This is a genomic window from Escherichia sp. KTE52 (assembly GCF_000408325.1).
GTDB classification, from domain to species: Bacteria; Pseudomonadota; Gammaproteobacteria; order Enterobacterales; family Enterobacteriaceae; genus Escherichia; species Escherichia marmotae.
Map to the genome: position 1 here is coordinate 2,532,104 of NZ_KE138680.1, position 21,160 is coordinate 2,553,263.

19 protein-coding genes and 5 tRNA genes are annotated in these 21,160 nt (G+C 51.0%); 6 read left to right on the forward strand and 18 right to left on the reverse strand.

The window, feature by feature from the left end:
• Positions 1-12 precede the first annotated feature (12 nt).
• The 3 genes from ybeY to miaB form a co-directional block, all read right to left on the reverse strand.
• The gene (ybeY, locus tag A1SC_RS00190; RefSeq protein ID WP_000084457.1) at positions 13-480 is read right to left on the reverse strand and encodes an rRNA maturation RNase YbeY; all 468 of its coding nucleotides are present in this window, start codon (positions 478-480) and stop codon (positions 13-15) included.
• A complete protein-coding gene (locus A1SC_RS00185) occupies positions 477-1,517 on the reverse strand; it encodes a PhoH family protein (RefSeq protein WP_024191850.1) in 1,041 nt (346 codons plus the stop codon). The genes ybeY and A1SC_RS00185 overlap by 4 nt, the downstream gene beginning before the upstream one ends.
• Positions 1,518-1,669: 152 nt before the next feature.
• A complete protein-coding gene (gene miaB / locus A1SC_RS00180) occupies positions 1,670-3,094 on the reverse strand; it encodes a tRNA (N6-isopentenyl adenosine(37)-C2)-methylthiotransferase MiaB (RefSeq protein ID WP_001515972.1) in 1,425 nt (474 codons plus the stop codon).
• Between the two features lie 145 nt (positions 3,095-3,239).
• Here miaB and ubiF point away from each other — a divergent pair, with 145 nt between their 5' ends.
• The gene (gene ubiF, locus A1SC_RS00175) at positions 3,240-4,415 is read left to right on the forward strand and encodes a 3-demethoxyubiquinol 3-hydroxylase (protein WP_000184597.1); all 1,176 of its coding nucleotides are present in this window, start codon (positions 3,240-3,242) and stop codon (positions 4,413-4,415) included.
• Between the two features lie 153 nt (positions 4,416-4,568).
• Here ubiF and A1SC_RS00170 read toward each other — a convergent pair.
• The 5 genes from A1SC_RS00170 to A1SC_RS00150 all read right to left on the reverse strand — a co-directional run bounded on the left by A1SC_RS00170 (position 4,569) and on the right by A1SC_RS00150 (position 5,049).
• Positions 4,569-4,643: transfer RNA gene (locus A1SC_RS00170), tRNA-Gln, on the reverse strand.
• A gap of 46 nt (positions 4,644-4,689) precedes the next feature.
• Positions 4,690-4,766, reverse strand: a tRNA-Met gene (locus A1SC_RS00165).
• 15 nt (positions 4,767-4,781) lie between these two features.
• Positions 4,782-4,856 (reverse strand) — tRNA-Gln (locus A1SC_RS00160).
• Positions 4,857-4,879: 23 nt separating this feature from the next.
• Positions 4,880-4,964, reverse strand: a tRNA-Leu gene (locus A1SC_RS00155).
• 8 nt (positions 4,965-4,972) lie between these two features.
• A tRNA-Met gene (locus A1SC_RS00150) sits at positions 4,973-5,049 on the reverse strand.
• Positions 5,050-5,380: 331 nt separating this feature from the next.
• Here A1SC_RS00150 and A1SC_RS00145 point away from each other — a divergent pair.
• Complete coding sequence (locus tag A1SC_RS00145; protein ID WP_000943492.1) at positions 5,381-5,818, forward strand: hypothetical protein; 438 nt, start codon at positions 5,381-5,383, stop codon at positions 5,816-5,818.
• A 41-nt stretch (positions 5,819-5,859) separates the two neighbouring features.
• Here the strand turns inward: A1SC_RS00145 and asnB are convergent, their stop codons facing one another.
• The 5 genes from asnB to nagB form a co-directional block, all read right to left on the reverse strand.
• Positions 5,860-7,524 carry an asparagine synthase B gene (asnB, locus tag A1SC_RS00140; protein WP_000337102.1) on the reverse strand — a complete coding sequence of 555 codons (1,665 nt, stop codon included), beginning with the start codon at positions 7,522-7,524 and terminating at the stop codon, positions 5,860-5,862.
• 405 nt (positions 7,525-7,929) lie between these two features.
• Positions 7,930-8,682 carry a ribonucleotide monophosphatase NagD gene (gene nagD / locus A1SC_RS00135; protein WP_000153129.1) on the reverse strand — a complete coding sequence of 251 codons (753 nt, stop codon included), beginning with the start codon at positions 8,680-8,682 and terminating at the stop codon, positions 7,930-7,932.
• A 47-nt stretch (positions 8,683-8,729) separates the two neighbouring features.
• Positions 8,730-9,950 (reverse strand): DNA-binding transcriptional regulator NagC, encoded by a 1,221-nt coding sequence (gene nagC / locus A1SC_RS00130; protein WP_000187581.1) that lies wholly within the window; start codon positions 9,948-9,950, stop codon positions 8,730-8,732.
• Positions 9,951-9,958: 8 nt separating this feature from the next.
• A complete protein-coding gene (nagA, locus tag A1SC_RS00125; RefSeq protein ID WP_001515973.1) occupies positions 9,959-11,107 on the reverse strand; it encodes an N-acetylglucosamine-6-phosphate deacetylase in 1,149 nt (382 codons plus the stop codon).
• Between the two features lie 61 nt (positions 11,108-11,168).
• Positions 11,169-11,969, reverse strand: a complete 801-nt coding sequence (nagB, locus tag A1SC_RS00120; protein WP_001237072.1) for a glucosamine-6-phosphate deaminase — start codon at positions 11,967-11,969, stop codon at positions 11,169-11,171.
• A gap of 331 nt (positions 11,970-12,300) precedes the next feature.
• Between nagB and nagE the strand changes: the two genes are divergently transcribed.
• From nagE to chiQ, 4 genes are all read left to right on the forward strand, one after another.
• Positions 12,301-14,247, forward strand: coding sequence for a PTS N-acetyl glucosamine transporter subunit IIABC (gene nagE / locus A1SC_RS00115; RefSeq protein ID WP_001023084.1), 1,947 nt, complete (start codon positions 12,301-12,303; stop codon positions 14,245-14,247).
• A 243-nt stretch (positions 14,248-14,490) separates the two neighbouring features.
• Positions 14,491-16,155 carry a glutamine--tRNA ligase gene (gene glnS / locus A1SC_RS00110; protein ID WP_016263046.1) on the forward strand — a complete coding sequence of 555 codons (1,665 nt, stop codon included), beginning with the start codon at positions 14,491-14,493 and terminating at the stop codon, positions 16,153-16,155.
• A 455-nt stretch (positions 16,156-16,610) separates the two neighbouring features.
• Positions 16,611-18,017, forward strand: a complete 1,407-nt coding sequence (gene chiP / locus A1SC_RS00105) for a chitoporin ChiP (protein WP_016263047.1) — start codon at positions 16,611-16,613, stop codon at positions 18,015-18,017.
• A 49-nt stretch (positions 18,018-18,066) separates the two neighbouring features.
• Positions 18,067-18,399, forward strand: coding sequence for a ChiQ/YbfN family lipoprotein (gene chiQ, locus A1SC_RS00100; protein ID WP_001515975.1), 333 nt, complete (start codon positions 18,067-18,069; stop codon positions 18,397-18,399).
• Between the two features lie 93 nt (positions 18,400-18,492).
• Here chiQ and fur read toward each other — a convergent pair whose 3' ends face one another.
• The 5 genes from fur to ybfF all read right to left on the reverse strand — a co-directional run bounded on the left by fur (position 18,493) and on the right by ybfF (position 21,147).
• Complete coding sequence (gene fur, locus A1SC_RS00095; RefSeq protein ID WP_000131707.1) at positions 18,493-18,939, reverse strand: ferric iron uptake transcriptional regulator; 447 nt, start codon at positions 18,937-18,939, stop codon at positions 18,493-18,495.
• Positions 18,932-19,018, reverse strand: a complete 87-nt coding sequence (gene uof / locus A1SC_RS0122655) for a fur leader peptide (protein WP_010380762.1) — start codon at positions 19,016-19,018, stop codon at positions 18,932-18,934. Before uof ends, fur begins: the two co-directional genes overlap by 8 nt.
• 209 nt (positions 19,019-19,227) lie before the next feature.
• Positions 19,228-19,758, reverse strand: coding sequence for a flavodoxin FldA (fldA, locus tag A1SC_RS00090; protein WP_001515976.1), 531 nt, complete (start codon positions 19,756-19,758; stop codon positions 19,228-19,230).
• A 191-nt stretch (positions 19,759-19,949) separates the two neighbouring features.
• Positions 19,950-20,243: a LexA regulated protein gene (gene ybfE / locus A1SC_RS00085; protein ID WP_001300829.1), complete on the reverse strand. Its 294-nt coding sequence runs from the start codon at positions 20,241-20,243 to the stop codon at positions 19,950-19,952.
• 139 nt (positions 20,244-20,382) lie between these two features.
• Positions 20,383-21,147 carry an esterase gene (gene ybfF / locus A1SC_RS00080; RefSeq protein ID WP_001515977.1) on the reverse strand — a complete coding sequence of 255 codons (765 nt, stop codon included), beginning with the start codon at positions 21,145-21,147 and terminating at the stop codon, positions 20,383-20,385.
• Positions 21,148-21,160 lie beyond the last annotated feature (13 nt).

Below are 21,160 nucleotides of genomic sequence, written 5' to 3' on the forward strand. Positions count from 1 at the left end.
ATGCCCGGCAAATTATTCTTTCTCGGCAATGTACGGATCCTCATAGCCCAGAGCAAGCATAATCTCTGTTTCGAGGGCTTCCATCTCTTCTGCTTCGTCATCTTCGATGTGATCGTAACCTAACAAATGCAGACTGCCGTGCACCACCATATGCGCCCAGTGCGCCTCCAGTGGTTTACCTTGTTCCTGCGCTTCTTTCTCAACCACCTGACGGCAGATAACCAGATCGCCCAGCAGCGACATCTCCATGCCAGGCGGCACTTCAAATGGGAAGGAAAGCACGTTGGTCGGCTTATCTTTACCGCGATAGGTCAGATTCAGACTGTGGCTTTCGGCGGTATCGACCAGGCGAATAGTCACTTCTGATTCTTCCTGAAACTGCGGGATCACCGCATTCAGCCATGTCTGAAACTGGCTCTCTTCCGGTAGCCCGGAATTATCTTCACAGGCCAGTTGTAAATCGAGGATCACCTGACTCATTTTTGTTCCTGTTCTTCACGCTTGCGCTCTGCCGCCAGCGCCGCTTTACGTTTTTGTTCGGCTTCTTCCCAGGCTTCATAGGCGTTAACGATACGCGCCACTACCGGGTGACGAACAACGTCTTCGCTGTGGAAGAAGTTAAAGCTGATCTCTTCGACATCGGCCAGCACTTCGATGGCGTGGCGTAGACCCGATTTGGTATTACGCGGCAGGTCGATCTGCGTGACGTCGCCGGTGATAACCGCTTTTGAGTTAAAACCGATACGGGTCAGGAACATCTTCATCTGTTCGATGGTGGTGTTCTGGCTCTCATCAAGAATGATAAATGCGTCGTTCAGTGTTCGACCACGCATATAGGCCAGCGGCGCGACTTCAATAACGTTGCGCTCAATCAGTTTCTCGACTTTTTCAAAGCCAAGCATTTCGAACAGCGCGTCGTATAGCGGGCGCAGATACGGGTCTACTTTCTGGCTTAAATCGCCGGGCAGAAAACCTAATTTTTCACCAGCTTCTACTGCCGGACGGGTCAGCAGAATACGACGGATTTCCTGACGTTCCAGCGCATCAACCGCCGCAGCCACTGCCAGGTAGGTTTTACCCGTACCCGCCGGACCCACGCCGAAGGTGATGTCATGGTCAAGAATATGGGCGATGTACTGCGCCTGGTTCGGTGTGCGTGGTTTAATGACCCCGCGTTTGGTCTTGATATTGACCGCTTTGCCGTACTCCGGCACGCTTTCCGCACTTTGTTCCAGCACTCGCGCTTCTTTAATCGCAAGGTGGATCTGCTCCGGTTCGATATCCTGGATCTGACCGCGCATTGGGGCAGTATCGACATACAGGCTGCGCAGAATGTCTGCCGCGGCAGTGACGCAAATCGGACGACCGGTCAGTTTAAAGTGGTTATCGCGGCGATTGATTTCGATGCCGAGACGGCGTTCGAGTTGCTTGATGTTGTCATCAAACGGGCCGCACAGGCTCAACAGACGCGCGTTGTCTGCTGGCTCCAGGGTGATTTCGCGAGTGTCTATGTTCAAACCGTTCCTCTTATTTGTATGCCGCCGGAAGCTGAACATTCACCGGCCTATAAGGAAATTATTCACGCCACAGGAAAAAGGCGCAAGCATTGCGATAAAAATGGGGATAAAGAGAGAAAAAACAAGGCCCACCGGAACGGCGGGCCTGAGAATTACGGCTGATAATAACCCACGCCAAGGTCGTTTTCTTTGCGGGTACGGGCAATCACCGATTCCGGAGCCTCTGCCACGCGCAGACCCATTTCCTCTTCGGTACGTACCACTTTACCGCGCAGGGAGTTCGGGTAAACGTCGGTAATTTCCACATCGACGAATTTACCGATCATATCCGGCGTGCCTTCGAAATTGACCACGCGGTTATTTTCGGTACGCCCGGAAAGTTCCATGATGTTCTTACGCGAAGTACCTTCCACCAGAATACGCTGGGTGGTGCCGAGCATCCGGCGGCTCCATGCCATCGCTTGCTGATTGATACGTTCTTGCAGAATATACAGACGCTGCTTCTTCTCTTCTTCCGGAACATCATCAACCATATCGGCGGCTGGTGTACCCGGACGTGCGGAGAAGATGAAGCTATAGCTCATGTCGAAATTGACGTCGGCAATCAGCTTCATGGTTTTCTCAAAGTCTTCGGTGGTTTCGCCAGGGAAGCCAACGATGAAGTCAGAACTGATCTGAATATCCGGACGCGCCGCACGCAATTTACGGATGATCGCCTTGTATTCCAGCGCCGTGTGGGTACGGCCCATCAGGTTGAGGATGCGATCGGAACCGCTCTGTACCGGCAGGTGCAGGAAACTCACCAGTTCTGGCGTATCGCGATAAACCTCGATGATATCGTCGGTAAATTCGATCGGATGGCTGGTGGTAAAGCGAATACGATCGATCCCGTCGATAGCGGCAACCAGACGCAGCAGATCGGCAAACGAGCCGGTGGTGCCGTCGTAGTTCTCACCGCGCCAGGCGTTCACGTTCTGACCGAGCAGATTGACTTCACGCACGCCCTGAGCGGCAAGCTGGGCAATCTCAAACAGAATATCGTCGGATGGACGGCTTACCTCTTCACCACGGGTGTAAGGCACCACGCAGTAGGTGCAATATTTATTGCAACCTTCCATGATGGAGACAAACGCGGTTGGTCCTTCGGCGCGCGGTTCTGGCAGACGGTCAAACTTCTCGATTTCCGGGAAGCTGATATCTACGACCGGGCTGCGGTTTCCGCGCACGGAGTTGATCATCTCCGGCAGACGGTGCAGCGTTTGCGGCCCAAAAATAATATCGACGTAGTGGGCGCGTTGACGAATGTGGTCGCCTTCCTGCGAAGCCACGCAGCCGCCAACACCGATAATCAGGTCCGGATTCTTCTCTTTTAACAGTTTCCAGCGACCCAACTGATGGAAGACTTTTTCCTGAGCCTTCTCGCGGATTGAGCAGGTGTTCAGCAGCAGCACATCCGCTTCTTCCGCCACGTCGGTCAGTTGATAGCCGTGGGTGGCATCCAGCAGATCGGCCATCTTCGATGAATCGTACTCGTTCATCTGACAGCCCCAGGTTTTAATATGGAGTTTTTTGGTCATCGACTTGCTCTTGCGAAATAGTAGCCAGGAATGCAGGGCGCATAGTGTAATGCTTTGCTGCCGTTGTGACCAGTATGAGCGTTATCAGCCCTTGGGGGTAAAAATCCTGTAAACTTAAAGCATATTGCTAACAGGATGATTGACCATGACAAATCAACCAACGGAAATTGCCATTGTCGGCGGAGGAATGGTCGGCGGCGCACTGGCGCTGGGACTGGCGCAGCACGGATTTTCGGTAACGGTTATTGAACACGCTGAACCTGCGCCGTTTGTAGAGGACAGCCAGCCTGACGTGCGTATTTCAGCGATTAGCGCTGCGTCGGTATCATTGCTTAAAGGTTCAGGTGTCTGGGATGCGGTACAGGCTATGCGTTGCCATCCTTATCGCAGACTGGAAACGTGGGAGTGGGAAACGGCGCATGTGGTGTTTGACGCCGCTGAACTTAAGCTACCGTTGCTTGGCTATATGGTGGAAAACACCGTTCTGCAACAGGCGTTGTGGCAGGCACTGGAGACGCATCCGAACGTGACGCTACGTGTACCGGCCTCGCTGATTGCGTTGCATCGCGATAATGATCTTCAGGAGCTGGAGCTGAAGGGCGGAGAAGTGATCCGCGCGAAGCTGGTGATTGGTGCCGATGGGGCAAATTCACAGGTGCGGCAGATGGCGGGAATTGGCGTTCATGCCTGGCAGTATGCGCAGTCGTGTATGTTGATTAGCGTGCGGTGCGAGAATGATCCTGGCGACAGCACCTGGCAGCAGTTTACACCTGACGGGCCGCGTGCTTTCCTGCCGTTGTTTGATCACTGGGCGTCGCTGGTGTGGTATGACTCTCCGGCGCGCATTCGCCAGTTACAGAATATGAATATGGCGCAGTTACAGGCGGAAATCGCGAAACATTTCCCGTCGCGTCTCGGTTATGTGACGCCGCTTGCTGCGGGGGCGTTTCCACTGACGCGTCGTCATGCATTGCAATATGTTCAGCCAGGTCTGGCACTGGTGGGCGATGCGGCGCACACCATTCATCCGCTGGCGGGGCAGGGCGTGAATCTTGGTTATCGCGATGTTGATGCTCTGATTGACGTTCTGGTGAGCGCGCGCAGTCATGGCGAAGCGTGGGCCAGTTATCCAATCCTCAAGCGTTACCAGATGCGTCGCATGGCGGATAACTTCATTATGCAAAGCGGTATGGATCTGTTTTATGCCGGATTCAGCAATAATCTGCCGCCACTGCGTTTTGTACGTAATCTTGGTTTGATGGCGGCGGAACGTGCTGGCGTCTTGAAACGTCAGGCGCTGAAATATGCGTTAGGGTTGTAGCCTCACAACATTGCCGGATGCATGCCAACCGTAGGTCGGATAAGACGCGGCAGCGTCGCATCCGACTTCGTAGGGTAAGGCGTGCCAACATCGCATTCGATATTGAATAAACGCAGAAAAGCAAAAAGCCCGCTGTAGCGTTCTTTTTTAATTTGGCTGGGGTACGAGGATTCGAACCTCGGAATGCCGGAATCAGAATCCGGTGCCTTACCGCTTGGCGATACCCCAACAAATTTTTTTGAACTTGCCGAACCTGTTCGACACATTCAGAATTTGGTGGCTACGACGGGATTCGAACCTGTGACCCCATCATTATGAGTGATGTGCTCTAACCAACTGAGCTACGTAGCCAGATTATTTCTTCGATGGCTGGGGTACCTGGATTCGAACCAGGGAATGCCGGTATCAAAAACCGGTGCCTTACCGCTTGGCGATACCCCATCCGTACAACGCTTTCTGGTGAATGGTGCGGGAGGCGAGACTTGAACTCGCACACCTTGCGGCGCCAGAACCTAAATCTGGTGCGTCTACCAATTTCGCCACTCCCGCAAAAAAGATGGTGGCTACGACGGGATTCGAACCTGTGACCCCATCATTATGAGTGATGTGCTCTAACCAACTGAGCTACGTAGCCATCTTTTTTTCGCGATACCTTATCGGCGTTGCGGGGCGCATTATGCGTATAGAGCCATGCAGCGTCAACCTCTTTTTCAAGGAAAATTGCTTGGAATTGACTGTTTGGTTAGGTTGCGAACAGCGTGGCGCTATATTCGTCAATTATTGTTTACTTTGTGTTTTTTCTACAGCCTGCAGCCATTCTTTTGTCATACGGGGTGAAATTCAGAATTCAACAATAGCGGCGGGAAATTAATCTATGAAATACTGACCCGTTGCAACAGGACAGAACAGGGATCGCTACGCCTGCATCTCTGCTACCACTTCAGGCGATTTATTGAGGGAATAATATGTTGCGTTTTATGACGGTGCTGGTCAGTGCTTTATTACTTATGCAATCGGCGTTTGCCGATACAGCCCGACCGGAAATTGGTAAGTATGTCTTTGGTTATCGTGGTCAGGAAGGAGCAGTGGTCTGGATGATGCGAATTGGGCCGAAAGCGGAAAATGAAGCCCTTGTTCAGGTATCTCATGTTGATAATGACATCGATGGTCAGATTTTTCGCTGCAAAGTAAAAGCATTACAGGAAGGTGAGAAATCGTATACCGCTGTAATCAAGGGCGAATCTTTTGAGTTATTACGCCTGAAAGAGGGAAATGGAAGCCTGCATATCCCGGATGAATCGGCAGCCTGGTCAGTCGCCTACAGTAATGAGTTATCTGACAGCGATGTAGCAAATCCGGAACATTTCCTCACAGCCTATCAGAATCAACAAGTTCCCCAGTAACTGAAATTGCCCCGGATTTCTCCGGGGCATTATTACACGTCTTATTTATACGCCGACTGGTGAACACCGACTGCACGACCCGATGGATCGTCCATTTTCTTGAACGCTTCATCCCACTCAATCGCTTTGGCAGAAGAACAGGCAACGGACGGCCCCCCTGGTACGCACTCTGCGGCACTTGGGAGCGGGAACAGTTCTTCAAAGATTTCGCGATACAGATACGCTTCTTTTGAGGTCGGCGTATTGTATGGGAAGCGGAAGCGGGCCGTTTCCAACTGTTGATCAGAAACCTGCTGCGCCGCCACTTCTTTCAGAGTGTCGATCCAGCTATAACCGACGCCATCTGAGAACTGCTCTTTCTGCCGCCAGGCCACACTTGCGGGCAGATACGCTTCAAAACATTCACGCAGGATGTGTTTTTCCATCTTGCCGTTGCCGCACATTTTGTCCTGCGGATTAATGCGCATCGCTACATCAAGGAATTTCTTGTCAAGGAACGGCACGCGTGCTTCCACGCCCCAGGCCGACATCGCTTTGTTGGCGCGTGCGCAGTCATACATATGCAGGGCCAGCAGCTTACGCACCGTCTCTTCATGCAACTCTTTGGCGTTCGGCGCTTTGTGGAAATAGAGATAACCGCCAAACACTTCGTCAGAACCTTCACCGGACAGTACCATCTTAATGCCCATCGCCTTGATCTTACGCGACATTAAATACATCGGCGTTGAAGCGCGAATCGTGGTCACATCATACGTTTCAATGTGATAAATCACGTCGCGGATGGCATCGAGACCTTCCTGTACGGTGAAGTGAATTTCGTGATGCACAGTGCCCAGATGATTTGCCACTTCCTGGGCCGCTTTCAGATCCGGTGAACCAGGCAGACCCACGGCAAAAGAGTGCAATTGCGGCCACCAGGCTTCTGAACGTTCCTGATCTTCCACGCGGCGGGCGGCGTATTTTTTGGTGATAGCCGAAATAATTGAGGAATCCAGACCACCGGAGAGCAGCACGCCGTAAGGCACGTCAGACATCAGGTGGCTTTTAACGGAATCTTCCAGTGCCTGACGCAGCTCGTTTTTGTCGGTCACGTTATCTTTCACCGCATCGTAGTCGAACCAGTCGCGGTGATAATAAGAACGGATTTCGCCGTCCTGACTCCACAGATAGCTCCCTGCCGGGAACTCTTTAATGGTGCGGCAAACCGGCACCAGGGCTTTCATTTCTGAGGCCACATATAGCTGGCCGTGTTCGTCATAACCCATATACAGAGGGATGATCCCCAGATGGTCGCGACCAATCAGATATGCATCTTTTTCGCTGTCGTACAGGGCAAAGGCAAACATGCCCTGCAAATCGTCGAGAAATTCCGCCCCTTTTTCCTGATACAACGCGAGGATCACTTCGCAGTCAGATCCAGTCTGGAACTGGTAACGATCGCCATACTCAGCACGCAGCGCCTGGTGGTTGTAGATTTCCCCGTTCACTGCCAGTACGTGGGTTTTTGATTGATTGTAGAGAGGCTGCGCGCCCGCGTTAACATCAACAATTGACAGACGTTCGTGGGCGAGAATTGCATTATCGCTGGCATAAATACCGGACCAGTCCGGGCCACGATGACGCATCAGGCGTGACAGCTCGAGTGCTTTCTTCCGCAGCTCAACTGCGTCTGTTTTGATATCGAATACGCCAAAAATTGAACACATAACCTTCTCCGTTAACCTGGTGTTTGCTGCTTGTTGTGTTTGCTTGTTTAAAAAAATGCCGCAAAGCAGCAATGTGCGCAAGAGATTTGGCGGTGAAAAAATAAAAAACGTAATGGTGATTGATGAATGGTGAAAAAGAGTGGGGTGTAGTGACCTGTTTATTGATGAATCGATAATTTTTAGCGGGTTTTATTGAATGGATATATTTTGCAGGGGGATCAGAAACCAAATCGCTTACAAAGTGAGATTTGTTCATGCCGGATGTGGCGTGAACGCCTTATCCGGCCTACAAAATTATGAAAATTCAATATATTGCAGGAGCTGCGTAGGCCTGATAAGCGTAGCGCATCAGGCAGTTTGGCGTTTGTCATCAATATCAACCACGTCCTGAGACGTGGTTGATTTTCAGATAACGTCGATTTCAGCGACTGATGGGTAAATCCAGCTAGGGCGGAACGGCATACTGTCGATATCGTCGAGCGACGAAACACCAGAGAGTACCAGAATCGTCTCCAGACCCGCCTGGAAGCCAGCCAGAATGTCGGTACGCAGGTTATCGCCAACAATCACCGTTTCTTCCGAGTGCGCCTGCATTTTGTTTAATGCTGCACGGATGATCCACGGGCTGGGTTTACCAACATAGAACGGTTTACGTCCGGAGATTTTCTCGATCCCCGCGCACAATGCGCCACAGGCCGGATAGAAACCACGTCCGTGAGTATCCGGGTTGGTGGCGATAAAACGTGCGCCGTTGGCGACGAAATATGCCGCTTTATGCATCATGTCCCAGTTGTATGAGCGCGTTTCGCCAACAATCACAAAGTCAGGATTAACATCGGTAATGGTAAAACCGGCTTTGTACAGTTCATGGATCAGCGCGCCTTCGCCCACTACATACGCTTTTTTGCCTTCCTGTCGACGCAGGAAATCGGCAGTTGCCATCGCGGAGGTATAAAACACACTGTCTGGCACATCGACACCGGCAGTGGCAAAGCGGTTTGCCAGGTCTTGCCCGGTCTGCGAAGGATAGTTGGTCAGCAACACCAGCGGCAGGCCTTTATCCATAATCCCGTGCAAAAACTCCGCTGCACCCGGTACGGCGACGTTATCGTGCATCAGCACGCCGTCGATATCGCAAATTACATTTTTAATGGTCATGGACTACCCAGAATATTGACAACAATAAGCGCCACTATAAAAGCACATTAATTTTCCAGCAAATGCTGGAGCAAAATACCGTTGAGCATGGCGCGTTTTACCAGTGCAAAAGCACCGATTGCTGAGCGGTGATCCAGTTCGGAACGCACTACCGGCAGATTAGTGCGAAACGCCTTCAACGCCTGGGTATTAATGCAGCTTTCAATGGCGGGCAGCAGCACTTTATCGGCTTCGGTGATCTCACCGGCAATAACAATTTTTTGCGGGTTAAATAAGTTGATGGCAATGGCGATGGTTTTACCCAGATGGCGACCGACATACTCAATCACTTCCGACGCCAGACTGTCGCCTTTGTTTGCGGCTTTACAGATAGTTTTGATGGTGCAGTCATCCAGCGGCACGCGGCTCTGATAGCCCTGCTTTAACAGATTCAACACTCGTTGTTCAATGGCGGCGTTGGCAGCGATAGTTTCCAGACAACCGAAATTTCCGCAGTGGCAGCGTTCACCCAGCGGTTCAACCTGAATATGGCCAATTTCACCAACGTTGCCGTTGCGGCCGATAAAAATGCGCCCGTTAGAGATGATTCCGGCACCCGTTCCGCGGTGCACGCGCACCAGAATGGAGTCTTCGCAATCCTGACTTGCACCGAAGTAGTGCTCTGCCAGCGCCAGACTGCGGATATCGTGACCGACAAAACAGGTCACTTTAAAACGTTCTTCCAGAGCCTCTACCAGCCCCCAGTTTTCCACCTGGATATGCGGCATGTAATGAATTTTGCCGCTGTCCGGGTCGACAAGCCCTGGCAGAATAACCGAAATGGCGATTAACTCTCGCAGTTTGCGCTGGTAGCCATCAATAAACTGGGCGATGGCGTTTAAGAGCGCATGTTCCAGCGTTTGCTGGGTACGCTCTGGCAGCGGGTAATGTTCTTCTGCCAGCACTTTGCTGCTGAGATCAAACAGGGTGATGGTAGCGTCGTGACGACCAAGTCGTACGCCGATAGCCTGGAAATTGCGGGTTTCGGTGACAATAGAGATTGCGCGGCGGCCTCCGGTGGAGGCCTGCTGATCAACTTCTTTGATCAACCCGCGTTCGATAAGCTGACGCGTAATTTTAGTTACGCTGGCGGGGGCAAGCTGGCTTTGTTCGGCAATCTGAATTCGCGAGATTGGCCCATGTTGGTCAATCAGGCGATAAACCGCCGCGCTGTTAAGCTGTTTTACGAGATCAACATTACCTATCTGAGCTTGTCCGCCTGGTGTCATACTTTCTCTTATTGAGTTACGACCTCGTTACCGTTAACGATGGTCCTGGTGATTTTAAAATCAGGTGTGAATGCGGTCAGGTTGGCCACTTTACCTGCGGCGAGAGTGCCGAGACGTTTCTCAACGCCAATTGCACGCGCCGGATAGAGCGACGCCATACGCAGCACTTCATCCAGTGCGATACCACAATGTTCGACCAGATTACGCACGCCTTCAATCATGGTTAAGGATGAACCACTTAACGTACCGTTCTCATCCACACAAAGTCCGTTGCGGTAGTATATTGTTTTACCCGCAAAAATGAACTGTTCAATATTGGCACCTGCTGGCGCAGTCGCATCGGTAACCAGACACAGTTTGTCGCCTTTCAGACGTTTGGCGTTGCGAATGTTAGCGTAATCAACGTGCAGGCCATCGGCAATAATACCGCAATAAATGTCAGCTTCGTCGAGGATCGCGCCCGCCAGACCCGGCTCACGCCCCGTAATATACGGCATCGCATTGTACAGATGGGTGGCAAAGGTAATCCCCGCGCGGAAACCGGCTTTCGCTTCTTTCAATGTGGCGTTGGAGTGACCGGCTGAAACCACAATACCAGCATTTGCCAGTTTACTGATCACTTCCGTTGGCACCATTTCCGGCGCTAGTGTGACTTTGGTAATAACATCGGCATTTTCACAAAGGAAATCGACCAGCGCGGCATCGGGCTTACGCACGAAATTCGGATTATGAGTGCCTTTTTTTACCAGATTCAGCCACGGACCTTCCAGATGCAGACCTAATGCCTGATTCGGATGTTTTGCCAGGTATTCGCGCATTACGCGCACACCCTGTTTCATCAGCTCATCGCTGGTGGTGATAAGCGTCGGCAGGTAGTTAGTACAGCCTGATTTCTCATTGGCTTTCTGCATGATTTCCAGCGTTTCCACGCTGACCGCTTCAGCAGTATCGTTGAACTGTACGCCACCGCAGCCGTTTAACTGCACATCGATAAAACCGGGGGAGAGAATGGCCCCGTTCAGTGAACGTTGTTCAATCTCTGGCGGCAGTTCCGCTACTGGACAGACGCTTTTAATCAGGCCATCAGCGATAACAACCGCATGGTCATCAAGAAATTCGTGGCCGGTAAAGATCCGGCCCTGGGTTAATGCATACATTCCGACCCCCGATATCAAAAATAATACAGCCCTGAACGAAACGTCAGGGCAGGGATAACAATTACAGACCTTTGATGTTTTCTGCTTCTAATTCATTGAAATATCTTAAAGTCTTAACTTTCAGCTCCATGGTCGAAGGTTCATCACACACCATGATCGCTTTCGGATGCAGTTGCAGACAGCTAATAGTCCACATGTGGTTAACGCAACCTTCAACGGCCGCCTGCAGTGCCAGTGCTTTCTGGCTACCCAGCACCAGAATCATCACTTCTTCGGCATCCAGCAGTGTACCCACACCGACGGTCAGCGCATATTTTGGCACCTGATTAACATCATTATCAAAGAAACGAGAGTTTGCGACGCGAGTGTCATGTGTCAGGGTTTTGATACGGGTGCGAGAGGCGAGAGAAGAGGCTGGTTCGTTAAATGCAATATGACCGTCGTTACCTACACCGCCCATAAACAGATGAATTTTACCGTAAGAGCGGATTTTTTCTTCATACTGGCGGCATTCGGCGTCGATATCCGGGGCGTTGCCATTGAGAAGGTTGATATTTTCTGCTGGAATATCAACGTGATCGAAGAAATTACGGTGCATAAAGCTGTAGTAGCTTTCCGGATGCTCTTTCGGCAGACCGACATACTCGTCCATGTTGAAGGTGACAACGTGCTTAAAGCTGACCTGGCCTGCTTTATGCATTTCGACTAACGCTTTATAGGTGGTCATCGGTGTGCCACCGGTCGGCAAGCCAAGCACGAACGGGCGATCGGCAGTCGGTTTGAACGCATTGATGCGATTGACGATATGGCGCGCAGCCCATTTGCCGACCTGTTCAGCAGTAGTCAGGGGGATCAGTCTCATTATTCACCTCGATAAGAAAAATTAAGCCGTTGGCGGATTTGGCATCTTTAAGCGTAACCTGGATTTGCGCAGACAGGCGTCAATCCGACCTGATTTTTTGAATGATAAAATAAGTTTTCTGGTTTAGCCAGTAAAAGGGAGTGATGATAACGATATTTGGTGACAAAACTCACAAAAGACACGCGTTTAATTTGCGGTACGAATTAATTTTTTACACACTCTGTAGCAGATGATCTAACAACCTGATTACAGAACATCGGCAGTACAGTTTGCAGCAAAATAAAAATACGGCTTTAAACAAGCCAAATAGGGTTCTCGTAGGGGGAATAAGATGAATATTTTAGGGTTTTTCCAGCGACTCGGTAGGGCGTTACAGCTCCCTATCGCGGTGCTGCCGGTGGCGGCACTGTTGCTGCGATTCGGCCAGCCAGATTTACTTAACGTTGCGTTTATTGCCCAGGCGGGCGGTGCGATTTTTGACAACCTTGCGCTTATCTTCGCGATCGGTGTGGCATCCAGTTGGTCAAAAGACAGCGCGGGCGCGGCGGCGCTGGCGGGGGCGGTCGGGTATTTTGTACTGACCAAAGCGATGGTAACCATCAACCCGGAAATTAACATGGGTGTTCTGGCGGGTATCATTACCGGTCTGGTCGGTGGTGCAGCCTATAACCGTTGGTCCGCGATTAAACTGCCTGACTTCCTGAGCTTCTTCGGCGGTAAACGCTTTGTGCCGATTGCCACTGGCTTCTTCTGTCTGGTGCTGGCAGCCATTTTTGGTTATGTCTGGCCGCCGGTGCAGCACGCTATTCATGCAGGTGGCGAATGGATCGTTTCTGCAGGCGCGCTGGGTTCCGGTATCTTTGGTTTCATCAACCGTCTGCTGATCCCAACGGGTCTGCATCAGGTGCTGAACACTATCGCCTGGTTCCAGATTGGTGAATTCACCAACGCGGCGGGTGCTGTATTCCACGGCGATATCAACCGCTTCTATGCGGGTGACGGCACGGCGGGGATGTTCATGTCCGGCTTCTTCCCGATCATGATGTTCGGTTTGCCGGGTGCAGCGCTGGCGATGTATTTTGCCGCGCCGAAAGAGCGTCGTCCGATGGTTGGTGGGATGCTGCTTTCCGTGGCTATCACCGCGTTCCTGACCGGTGTGACTGAGCCGCTGGAATTCCTGTTCATGTTCCTCGCTCCGCTGCTGTACCTCCTGCACGCACTGCTGACCGGCATCAGCCTGTTTGTCGCAACGTTGCTGGGTATCCACGCGGGCTTCTCCTTCTCTGCGGGTGCCATCGACTATGCGTTGATGTATAACCTGCCGGCCGCCAGCCAGAACGTCTGGATGCTGTTGGTGATGGGCGTTGTTTTCTTCGCTATCTACTTCGTGGTGTTCAGTGTGGTTATCCGCCTGTTCAACCTGAAAACGCCAGGTCGTGAAGATAAAGAAGACGAAATTGTTACTGAAGAAGCCAACAGCAACACTGAAGAAGGTCTGACTCAACTGGCGACCAACTATATTGCTGCGGTTGGCGGTAGTGACAACCTGAAAGCGATTGACGCCTGTATTACCCGTCTGCGCCTGACGGTGGCTGACTCAGCTCTCGTCAACGATGCGATGTGTAAACGTCTGGGTGCTTCTGGTGTGGTGAAACTGAACAAGCAGACTATTCAGGTGATTGTCGGTGCGAAAGCCGAATCTATCGGTGATGCAATGAAGAAAGTCGTTGCCCGTGGGCCGGTAGCAGCAGCGTCTGCTGAAGCCGCTCCGGCAACCGCTGCTCCGGCAGCAAAACCACAGGCTGTACCAAACGCAGTGTCTATCGTTGAACTGGTATCACCGATTACTGGTGATGTTGTGGCGCTGGATCAGGTGCCAGACGAAGCATTCGCCAGCAAAGCGGTGGGTGACGGTGTGGCGGTGAAACCGACGGATAAAATCGTTGTATCACCAGCCGCAGGGACTATTGTGAAAATCTTCAACACCAACCATGCGTTCTGCCTGGAAACCGAAAAAGGCGCGGAAATCGTAGTCCACATGGGTATCGATACTGTGGCGCTGGAAGGTAAAGGTTTTAAACGTCTGGTGGAAGAGGGCGCGCAGGTAAGCGCAGGGCAACCGATTCTGGAAATGGATCTGGATTACCTGAACGCTAACGCTCGCTCGATGATCAGTCCGGTTGTTTGCAGCAATATCGACGATTTCAGCGGCCTGGTTATTAAAGCCCAGGGGCACGTCGTAGCGGGTCAAACACCGCTGTTTGAAATCAAAAAGTAATCGGCTTTATGCCTGATGCGACGCTTGACGCGTCTTATCAGGCCCGTAGGTTGGATAAGACGCGTCAAGCGTCGCATCCAACAATGACAAGCGGTGGGGATCTTCTCTACCGCTTTTTTTTTCATCAATCATCCCCATAATCTTTGTTAGATTTTTCGATTTTCTCTAACTAACAGTTGTCAGCCTGTCTCGCTTATAAGATCATACGCCGTTATACGTTGTTTACGCTTTGAGGAATCCACGATGAGTGAGGCTGAAGCCCGCCCGACTAACTTTATTCGTCAGATCATCGATGAAGATCTGGCCAGTGGTAAGCACACCACAGTACACACCCGTTTCCCGCCGGAGCCGAATGGCTATCTGCATATTGGCCATGCGAAATCTATCTGCCTGAACTTCGGGATCGCCCAGGACTATAAAGGCCAGTGCAACCTGCGTTTCGACGACACCAACCCGGTAAAAGAAGATATCGAGTACGTCGAGTCGATCAAAAACGACGTTGAGTGGTTAGGTTTTCACTGGTCAGGTAACGTCCGTTACTCCTCCGATTATTTTGATCAACTCCACGCCTATGCTGTTGAACTGATCAATAAAGGCCTGGCATATGTTGATGAACTGACGCCAGAGCAAATCCGCGAATATCGTGGCACTCTGACGCAGCCGGGTAGAAACAGCCCATACCGCGACCGTAGCGTTGAAGAGAACCTGGCGCTGTTCGAGAAGATGCGTACCGGCGGTTTTGAAGAAGGTAAAGCCTGCCTGCGTGCGAAAATCGACATGGCATCGCCGTTTATCGTGATGCGCGATCCGGTGCTGTATCGCATTAAGTTTGCTGAACATCATCAGACCGGCAACAAGTGGTGCATCTACCCGATGTACGACTTCACCCACTGCATCAGCGATGCGTTGGAAGGTATTACCCACTCTCTGTGTACGCTGGAGTTCCAGGACAACCGTCGTCTGTACGACTGGGTTCTGGACAACATCACTATTCCTGTTCATCCGCGCCAGTACGAATTCTCGCGTCTGAATCTGGAATACACCGTGATGTCCAAGCGTAAACTGAACCAGTTGGTGACCGACAAGCACGTAGAAGGCTGGGACGATCCGCGTATGCCGACCATTTCCGGTCTGCGTCGTCGTGGTTATACCGCGGCTTCTATTCGTGAGTTCTGCAAACGCATTGGCGTGACCAAGCAGGACAACACTATTGAGATGGCGTCGCTGGAATCCTGCATCCGTGAAGATCTTAACGAAAACGCCCCTCGCGCAATGGCAGTTATCGATCCAGTAAAACTGGTTATCGAAAACTATCAGGGCGAAGGCGAAATGGTTACCATGCCGAACCATCCGAACAAACCGGAAATGGGTAGCCGCCAGGTGCCGTTTAGTGCTGAGATTTGGATCGATCGCGCCGATTTCCGCGAAGAAGCCAACAAACAGTACAAACGTCTGGTGCTGGGTAAAGAAGTGCGTCTGCGTAATGCTTACGTGATTAAAGCGGAACGCGTGGAGAAAGATGCCGAAGGCAATATCACCACTATCTTCTGTACTTACGATGCTGACACCCTGAGCAAAGATCCGGCTGATGGTCGTAAGGTCAAAGGCGTTATCCACTGGGTAAGTGCGGCACATGCGCTACCGGTTGAAATCCGTCTGTATGACCGTCTGTTTAGCGTGCCGAATCCAGGCGCTGCGGATGATTTCCTGTCGGTGATTAACCCGGAATCGCTGGTGATCAAACAGGGCTTTGCTGAACCGTCGCTGAAAGATGCGGTAGCAGGTAAAGCGTTCCAGTTTGAGCGTGAAGGCTATTTCTGTCTCGACAGTCGCCATTCCACTGCGGAAAAACCAGTATTTAACCGCACCGTTGGGCTGCGTGATACCTGGGCGAAGGTTGGCGAGTAACGTTAAGTTCCACTTTGCCGGATAAGGCGTCCACGCCGCATCCGGCATGAACAAAGTGCACTTCGTCAACAATCCCAAACGCCGCACTCTGCGGCGTTTTTTCTGCTTTTCTTCGCGAATTAATTCCGCTTTGTAATTTATCCATAAAACAAATTTAAAATCACCAGCCATAATTTAATCGAATGCGACTGCCTTCATCCCACTGGAAAGCCGCATATTTTTCTTCTACGCGCTCTCCTGGTACAAATTTAAACCTTGTAACAAAAATCATCAAAATATGTGCGGTTGCTCATGTTCTTACATTCTCGTTACAGAAAGAGATTGATAATTCGCGGCGCGAAAAATAGTCTGTTCCTGTAGTCAGCGAGACTTTTCTCAACGCTACTTTTTTAATTTTTTATTTTTTCGCTGTTCACCCTTGGTGCAGCAATTTATACGTCAAAGAGGATTAACCCATGCGTACGTTTAGTGGTAAACGTAGTACGCTGGCGCTGGCTATCGCCGGTGTTACAGCAATGTCGGGCTTTATGGCAATGCCGGAGGCTCACGCCGAAGGATTTATCGACGATTCAACCTTAACCGGCGGTATCTATTACTGGCAGCGTGAACGTGACCGTAAAGATGTTACCGACGGCGACAAATACAAAACCAACCTTTCTCACTCCACCTGGAACGCCAACCTCGATTTTCAGTCTGGTTATGCCGCGGATATGTTCGGCCTTGATATTGCTGCGTTTACGGCGATTGAAATGGCGGAAAATGGCGACAGTTCACACCCGAACGAAATCGCTTTTTCGAAAAGTAATAAAGCCTATGACGAAGACTGGTCAGGCGATAAAAGCGGTATAAGCCTGTATAAAGCAGCGGCCAAATTTAAATACGGTCCGGCGTGGGCGAGAGCAGGTTATATTCAGCCAACCGGTCAGACGCTGTTAGCGCCGCACTGGAGCTTTATGCCGGGTACTTATCAGGGCGCGGAAGCCGGGGCTAATTTTGATTACGGTGATGCTGGTGCGTTGAGCTTCTCCTACATGTGGAGCAACGAATATAAAGCGCCGTGGCATCTGGAAATGGATGAGTTTTATCAGAACGATAAAACCACCAAAGTTGATTACCTTCACTCCCTCGGGGCGAAGTACGATTTCAAAAATAACCTCGTGCTGGAAGCGGCATTTGGTCAGGCTGAAGGGTATATCGATCAGTATTTTGCTAAAGCCAGCTACAAATTTGATATCGCCGGTAGCCCGCTAACTACCAGCTACCAGTTCTACGGTACGCGCGATAAAGTTGACGATCGCAGCGTCAACGATCTTTACGACGGCACCGCCTGGCTACAGGCGTTGACCTTTGGCTACCGGGCGGCTGACGTAGTGGATTTGCGCCTGGAAGGCACCTGGGTGAAAGCTGACGGTCAGCAGGGGTACTTCTTACAGCGTATGACCCCAACCTACGCTTCCTCTAACGGCCGCCTGGATATCTGGTGGGATAACCGTTCTGATTTTAACGCCAACGGCGAAAAAGCGGTCTTCTTCGGCGCGATGTATGATCTGAAAAACTGGAATCTTCCAGGTTTCGCCATCGGCGCTTCTTACGTTTACGCCTGGGATGCCAAACCCGCTACCTGGCAGAGCAACCCGGATGCGTACTACGACAAGAACCGGACTATTGAAGAGTCTGCATACAGCCTGGATGCGGTCTACACCCTTCAGGATGGTCGCGCCAAAGGTACGATGTTCAAGCTGCACTTCACCGAATACGATAACCACTCCGATATCCCGAGCTGGGGCGGCGGTTACGGCAACATCTTCCAGGATGAGCGTGACGTGAAGTTTATGGTTATCGCGCCATTCACTATCTTCTGATGTCCGACGCGGCAGGTTTTTCGCCTGCCGCACGTTTGAGGAATTTGCTATGAAGAAACTGATTCTCATCGCCATGATGGCATCGGGGTTGGTGGCCTGTGCGCAATCAACCGCGCCACAGGAAGATAGTCGTCTGAAAGAGGCGTACAGCGCCTGTATTAATACCGCACAAGGCTCGCCGGAAAAAATTGAAGCCTGCCAGAGCGTGTTAAACGTGCTGAAGAAAGAGAAACAACATCAGCAGTTTGCCGAGCAGGAAAGTGTGCGCGTGCTGGATTATCAGCAGTGTATTCAGGCAACGCAAACCGGTAATGATCAGGCGGTGAAAGCCGATTGTGATAAGGTCTGGCAGGAAATTCGCAGTAATAACGCTACGCAGTAAAAAACAAAAAGCGAGAGCTGTAACTCTCGCTTTTCTTATTTCTCTTTATAAAAAAGCCAACCCGCAGGTTGGCTTTTTCTCGTTCAGGCTGACTTAATTGCCTTCGTGCGCATGCTCATCTTCGCGGCAATCGCCTTCGGCGCAGTGACCGTAAAGATAGAGACTATGGTTAGTCAGGCGAATGCCGTGTTTTGCGGCAATTTCACGCTGACGCGCTTCGATAGATTCATCACTAAATTCGATAACCTTGCCGCAATCGAGGCAGATCAGGTGATCGTGGTGATGTTGCTGGGTCAGTTCAAATACGGATTTACCGCCTTCAAAATTGTGGCGGGTGACGATACCGGCGTCGTCAAACTGGTTCAGTACGCGATATACGGTAGCCAGACCAATTTCTTCACCCATATCGATCAGACGTTTGTACAAATCTTCCGCACTGACGTGATGGTTGTCCGGCTCCTGAAGAACTTCCAGGATTTTTAAGCGTGGAAGCGTTACTTTCAGGCCAGCTTTCTTTAGGGCGGTATTGTTATCAGTCATGCGGAATCTGTCCTGTTACTAAGCGATTCACTTCATTAAAAGAAGTGACAGAATTTGCTCTTGAGATAATGCGTATCATTATAGAATTGCCATGCCTAAATGAAAACTACAAGTCCCTGGCAAATATTGTTAATAAAAACGTGGCTTAGCTTACATTTACATCGGTAAGGCCACTTCAACACTGGAACATTGTACAGGTACAACGGCAAAAGTTACAAATTTGTAGCAATTATTTTGATTGGCATTATCTATTAATACGGCGTAGACATGAGTCTACGCCGCATCACATCAGGCGTTGATAATTTCGTCGAGATGCAGCTCTTCAGAAATTTGTTTCACCCATTTTTCCACGCGTTCGGCGGTCAGTTCCGGCTGACGGTCTTCGTCGATAGCCAGACCGACAAAGTGGTTGTCATCCGCCAGACCTTTTGAGGCTTCGAAATGGTAGCCCGCAGTTGGCCAGTGACCAACGATGGTAGCACCACGCGGTTCGATGATGTCACGGATAGTGCCTAACGCGTCGCAGAAATATTCTGCGTAATCTTCCTGGTCGCCACAGCCAAACAGTGCAACCAGTTTACCATTGAAATCAATCTCTTCGAGAGTCGGGAAGAAGTCGTCCCAGTCACACTGCGCTTCGCCGTAGTACCAGGTTGGGATGCCCAGCAGCAGAATGTCATAAGCTTCCAGATCTTCTTTGCTGCTTTTTGCAATGTCATGGACATCGGCAACGTCTTTACCAAGCTGTTTTTGAATCATTTTTGCGATATTTTCGGTATTACCGGTGTCGCTGCCGAAAAAGATGCCAGTGATAGCCATGAGTGAAATAACCTCTTGAAACTTATTGAAATGGGGGTGGCAAATTGCCCACGGATAAAGGCAATCATAGCAGAACAGGCAGTCTTGCGGAATCAGCAAACTCGCAGGACTGCACACTGTGCTACACGATTTTTTTGTCCAACTTCAAGTTACATGGGCTGTAACCCGAATTATTTGAGTAAAGGATGGGATCAGACGATGCCCTGACTACGCAGCGCCGCGAGTTGTTGCATCAACATCTCTTCGATCAGTTCGCTACGGCTCATATTACGCGACTCTGCCAGCTCGTTCAGCGCCTCGACAGCTTCTGCATTCAGCTTCAGTTCGACACGCTTAAGACCACGTACTTTGTCGCGTTTTAGCTGGTTGCGTTTATTAATACGCAGCTGTTCATCGCGCGAAAGCGGATTGGTTTTCGGTCGTCCCGGTCGACGCTCGTGCGCGAACAGATCTAATGTCGTACGGTCCGTTTGTTCTTTGGCCATGATCTTGGTGACTTCGGGGGAAACAATCAGCCAGGCGTCTGCCCGGATGGATAGCGCGCCATAATACATCAGCGCGATGAGTCACGCCAACGCCCACGCGCGGAAAGCGACGCAGACGCTGGGTTTTTAATCAGTTGCATTAATCATTGAGATAGCGGCGGATGGCGCGCAGCACTGCATCAGGTTTTTCTGCGTGTACCCAGTGACCCGCACCTGCAATCACATGCGCCCGTGCCTGCGGAAATTGCGCCAGTAAATCATCACGATATTGTTCAGTAACATACGGCGAATTACCACCGGGGATAAATAGGGCGGGGTGATCCCACGCCGGGATTTTCTCCCAACCCACAATATGCGGATACTGATCCCACAACACCGGCACGTTAAAACGCCATTCGCCGTCAACGTAGGATTTCAACAGAAACTGAATCACCCCTTCTTCATTCAGATGCTGACGCATCACCGTCGCCGCCTGTTGACGTGTTTGTGCGTCAGATTCGCTGACCGCGTTGATGGCCGCGAAAATCTCATCATGACGGCGCACGTGATAATCGACGGGCGCAATATCGATTGCCACCAGTTTATCGATGCGATCAGGGGCCAGCGCGGTGAGCGCCATTACTGCTTTGCCGCCCATTGAGTGGCCAATAAATGTCGCCTTATCGATCTGCTGAGCATCCAGCGTATCCAGCAGATCCTGCGCCATCGCCGGATAATTCATCACAGGATCGCGCGGTGAAAGTCCGTGGTTACGCATATCCACCTGGATGATATCGTGGTCGCTCACCAGGTCGCGTGCCAGCACGCCGAGGTTGTCGAGACTACCAAACAGACCATGAACAAGGACGATGGGAGAATTATTGTGCTGATTTTGTGTAGATTGCGCGCGGATATTCAATTTCATGGCAAAGTTCTTT

Coding starts and splice junctions, on each gene's coding strand:
- ybeY (WP_000084457.1), bottom strand. CDS start 480: ATGAGTCAGGTGATCCTCGATTTACAACTGGCCTGTGAAGATAATTCC.
- miaB (WP_001515972.1), bottom strand. CDS start 3,094: ATGACCAAAAAACTCCATATTAAAACCTGGGGCTGTCAGATGAACGAG.
- ubiF (WP_000184597.1), top strand. CDS start 3,240: ATGACAAATCAACCAACGGAAATTGCCATTGTCGGCGGAGGAATGGTC.
- A1SC_RS00145 (WP_000943492.1), top strand. CDS start 5,381: ATGTTGCGTTTTATGACGGTGCTGGTCAGTGCTTTATTACTTATGCAA.
- asnB (WP_000337102.1), bottom strand. CDS start 7,524: ATGTGTTCAATTTTTGGCGTATTCGATATCAAAACAGACGCAGTTGAG.
- nagD (WP_000153129.1), bottom strand. CDS start 8,682: ATGACCATTAAAAATGTAATTTGCGATATCGACGGCGTGCTGATGCAC.
- nagC (WP_000187581.1), bottom strand. CDS start 9,950: ATGACACCAGGCGGACAAGCTCAGATAGGTAATGTTGATCTCGTAAAA.
- nagA (WP_001515973.1), bottom strand. CDS start 11,107: ATGTATGCATTAACCCAGGGCCGGATCTTTACCGGCCACGAATTTCTT.
- nagB (WP_001237072.1), bottom strand. CDS start 11,969: ATGAGACTGATCCCCCTGACTACTGCTGAACAGGTCGGCAAATGGGCT.
- nagE (WP_001023084.1), top strand. CDS start 12,301: ATGAATATTTTAGGGTTTTTCCAGCGACTCGGTAGGGCGTTACAGCTC.
- glnS (WP_016263046.1), top strand. CDS start 14,491: ATGAGTGAGGCTGAAGCCCGCCCGACTAACTTTATTCGTCAGATCATC.
- chiP (WP_016263047.1), top strand. CDS start 16,611: ATGCGTACGTTTAGTGGTAAACGTAGTACGCTGGCGCTGGCTATCGCC.
- chiQ (WP_001515975.1), top strand. CDS start 18,067: ATGAAGAAACTGATTCTCATCGCCATGATGGCATCGGGGTTGGTGGCC.
- fur (WP_000131707.1), bottom strand. CDS start 18,939: ATGACTGATAACAATACCGCCCTAAAGAAAGCTGGCCTGAAAGTAACG.
- uof (WP_010380762.1), bottom strand. CDS start 19,018: ATGATACGCATTATCTCAAGAGCAAATTCTGTCACTTCTTTTAATGAA.
- fldA (WP_001515976.1), bottom strand. CDS start 19,758: ATGGCTATCACTGGCATCTTTTTCGGCAGCGACACCGGTAATACCGAA.
- ybfE (WP_001300829.1), bottom strand. CDS start 20,243: ATGGCCAAAGAACAAACGGACCGTACGACATTAGATCTGTTCGCGCAC.
- ybfF (WP_001515977.1), bottom strand. CDS start 21,147: ATGAAATTGAATATCCGCGCGCAATCTACACAAAATCAGCACAATAAT.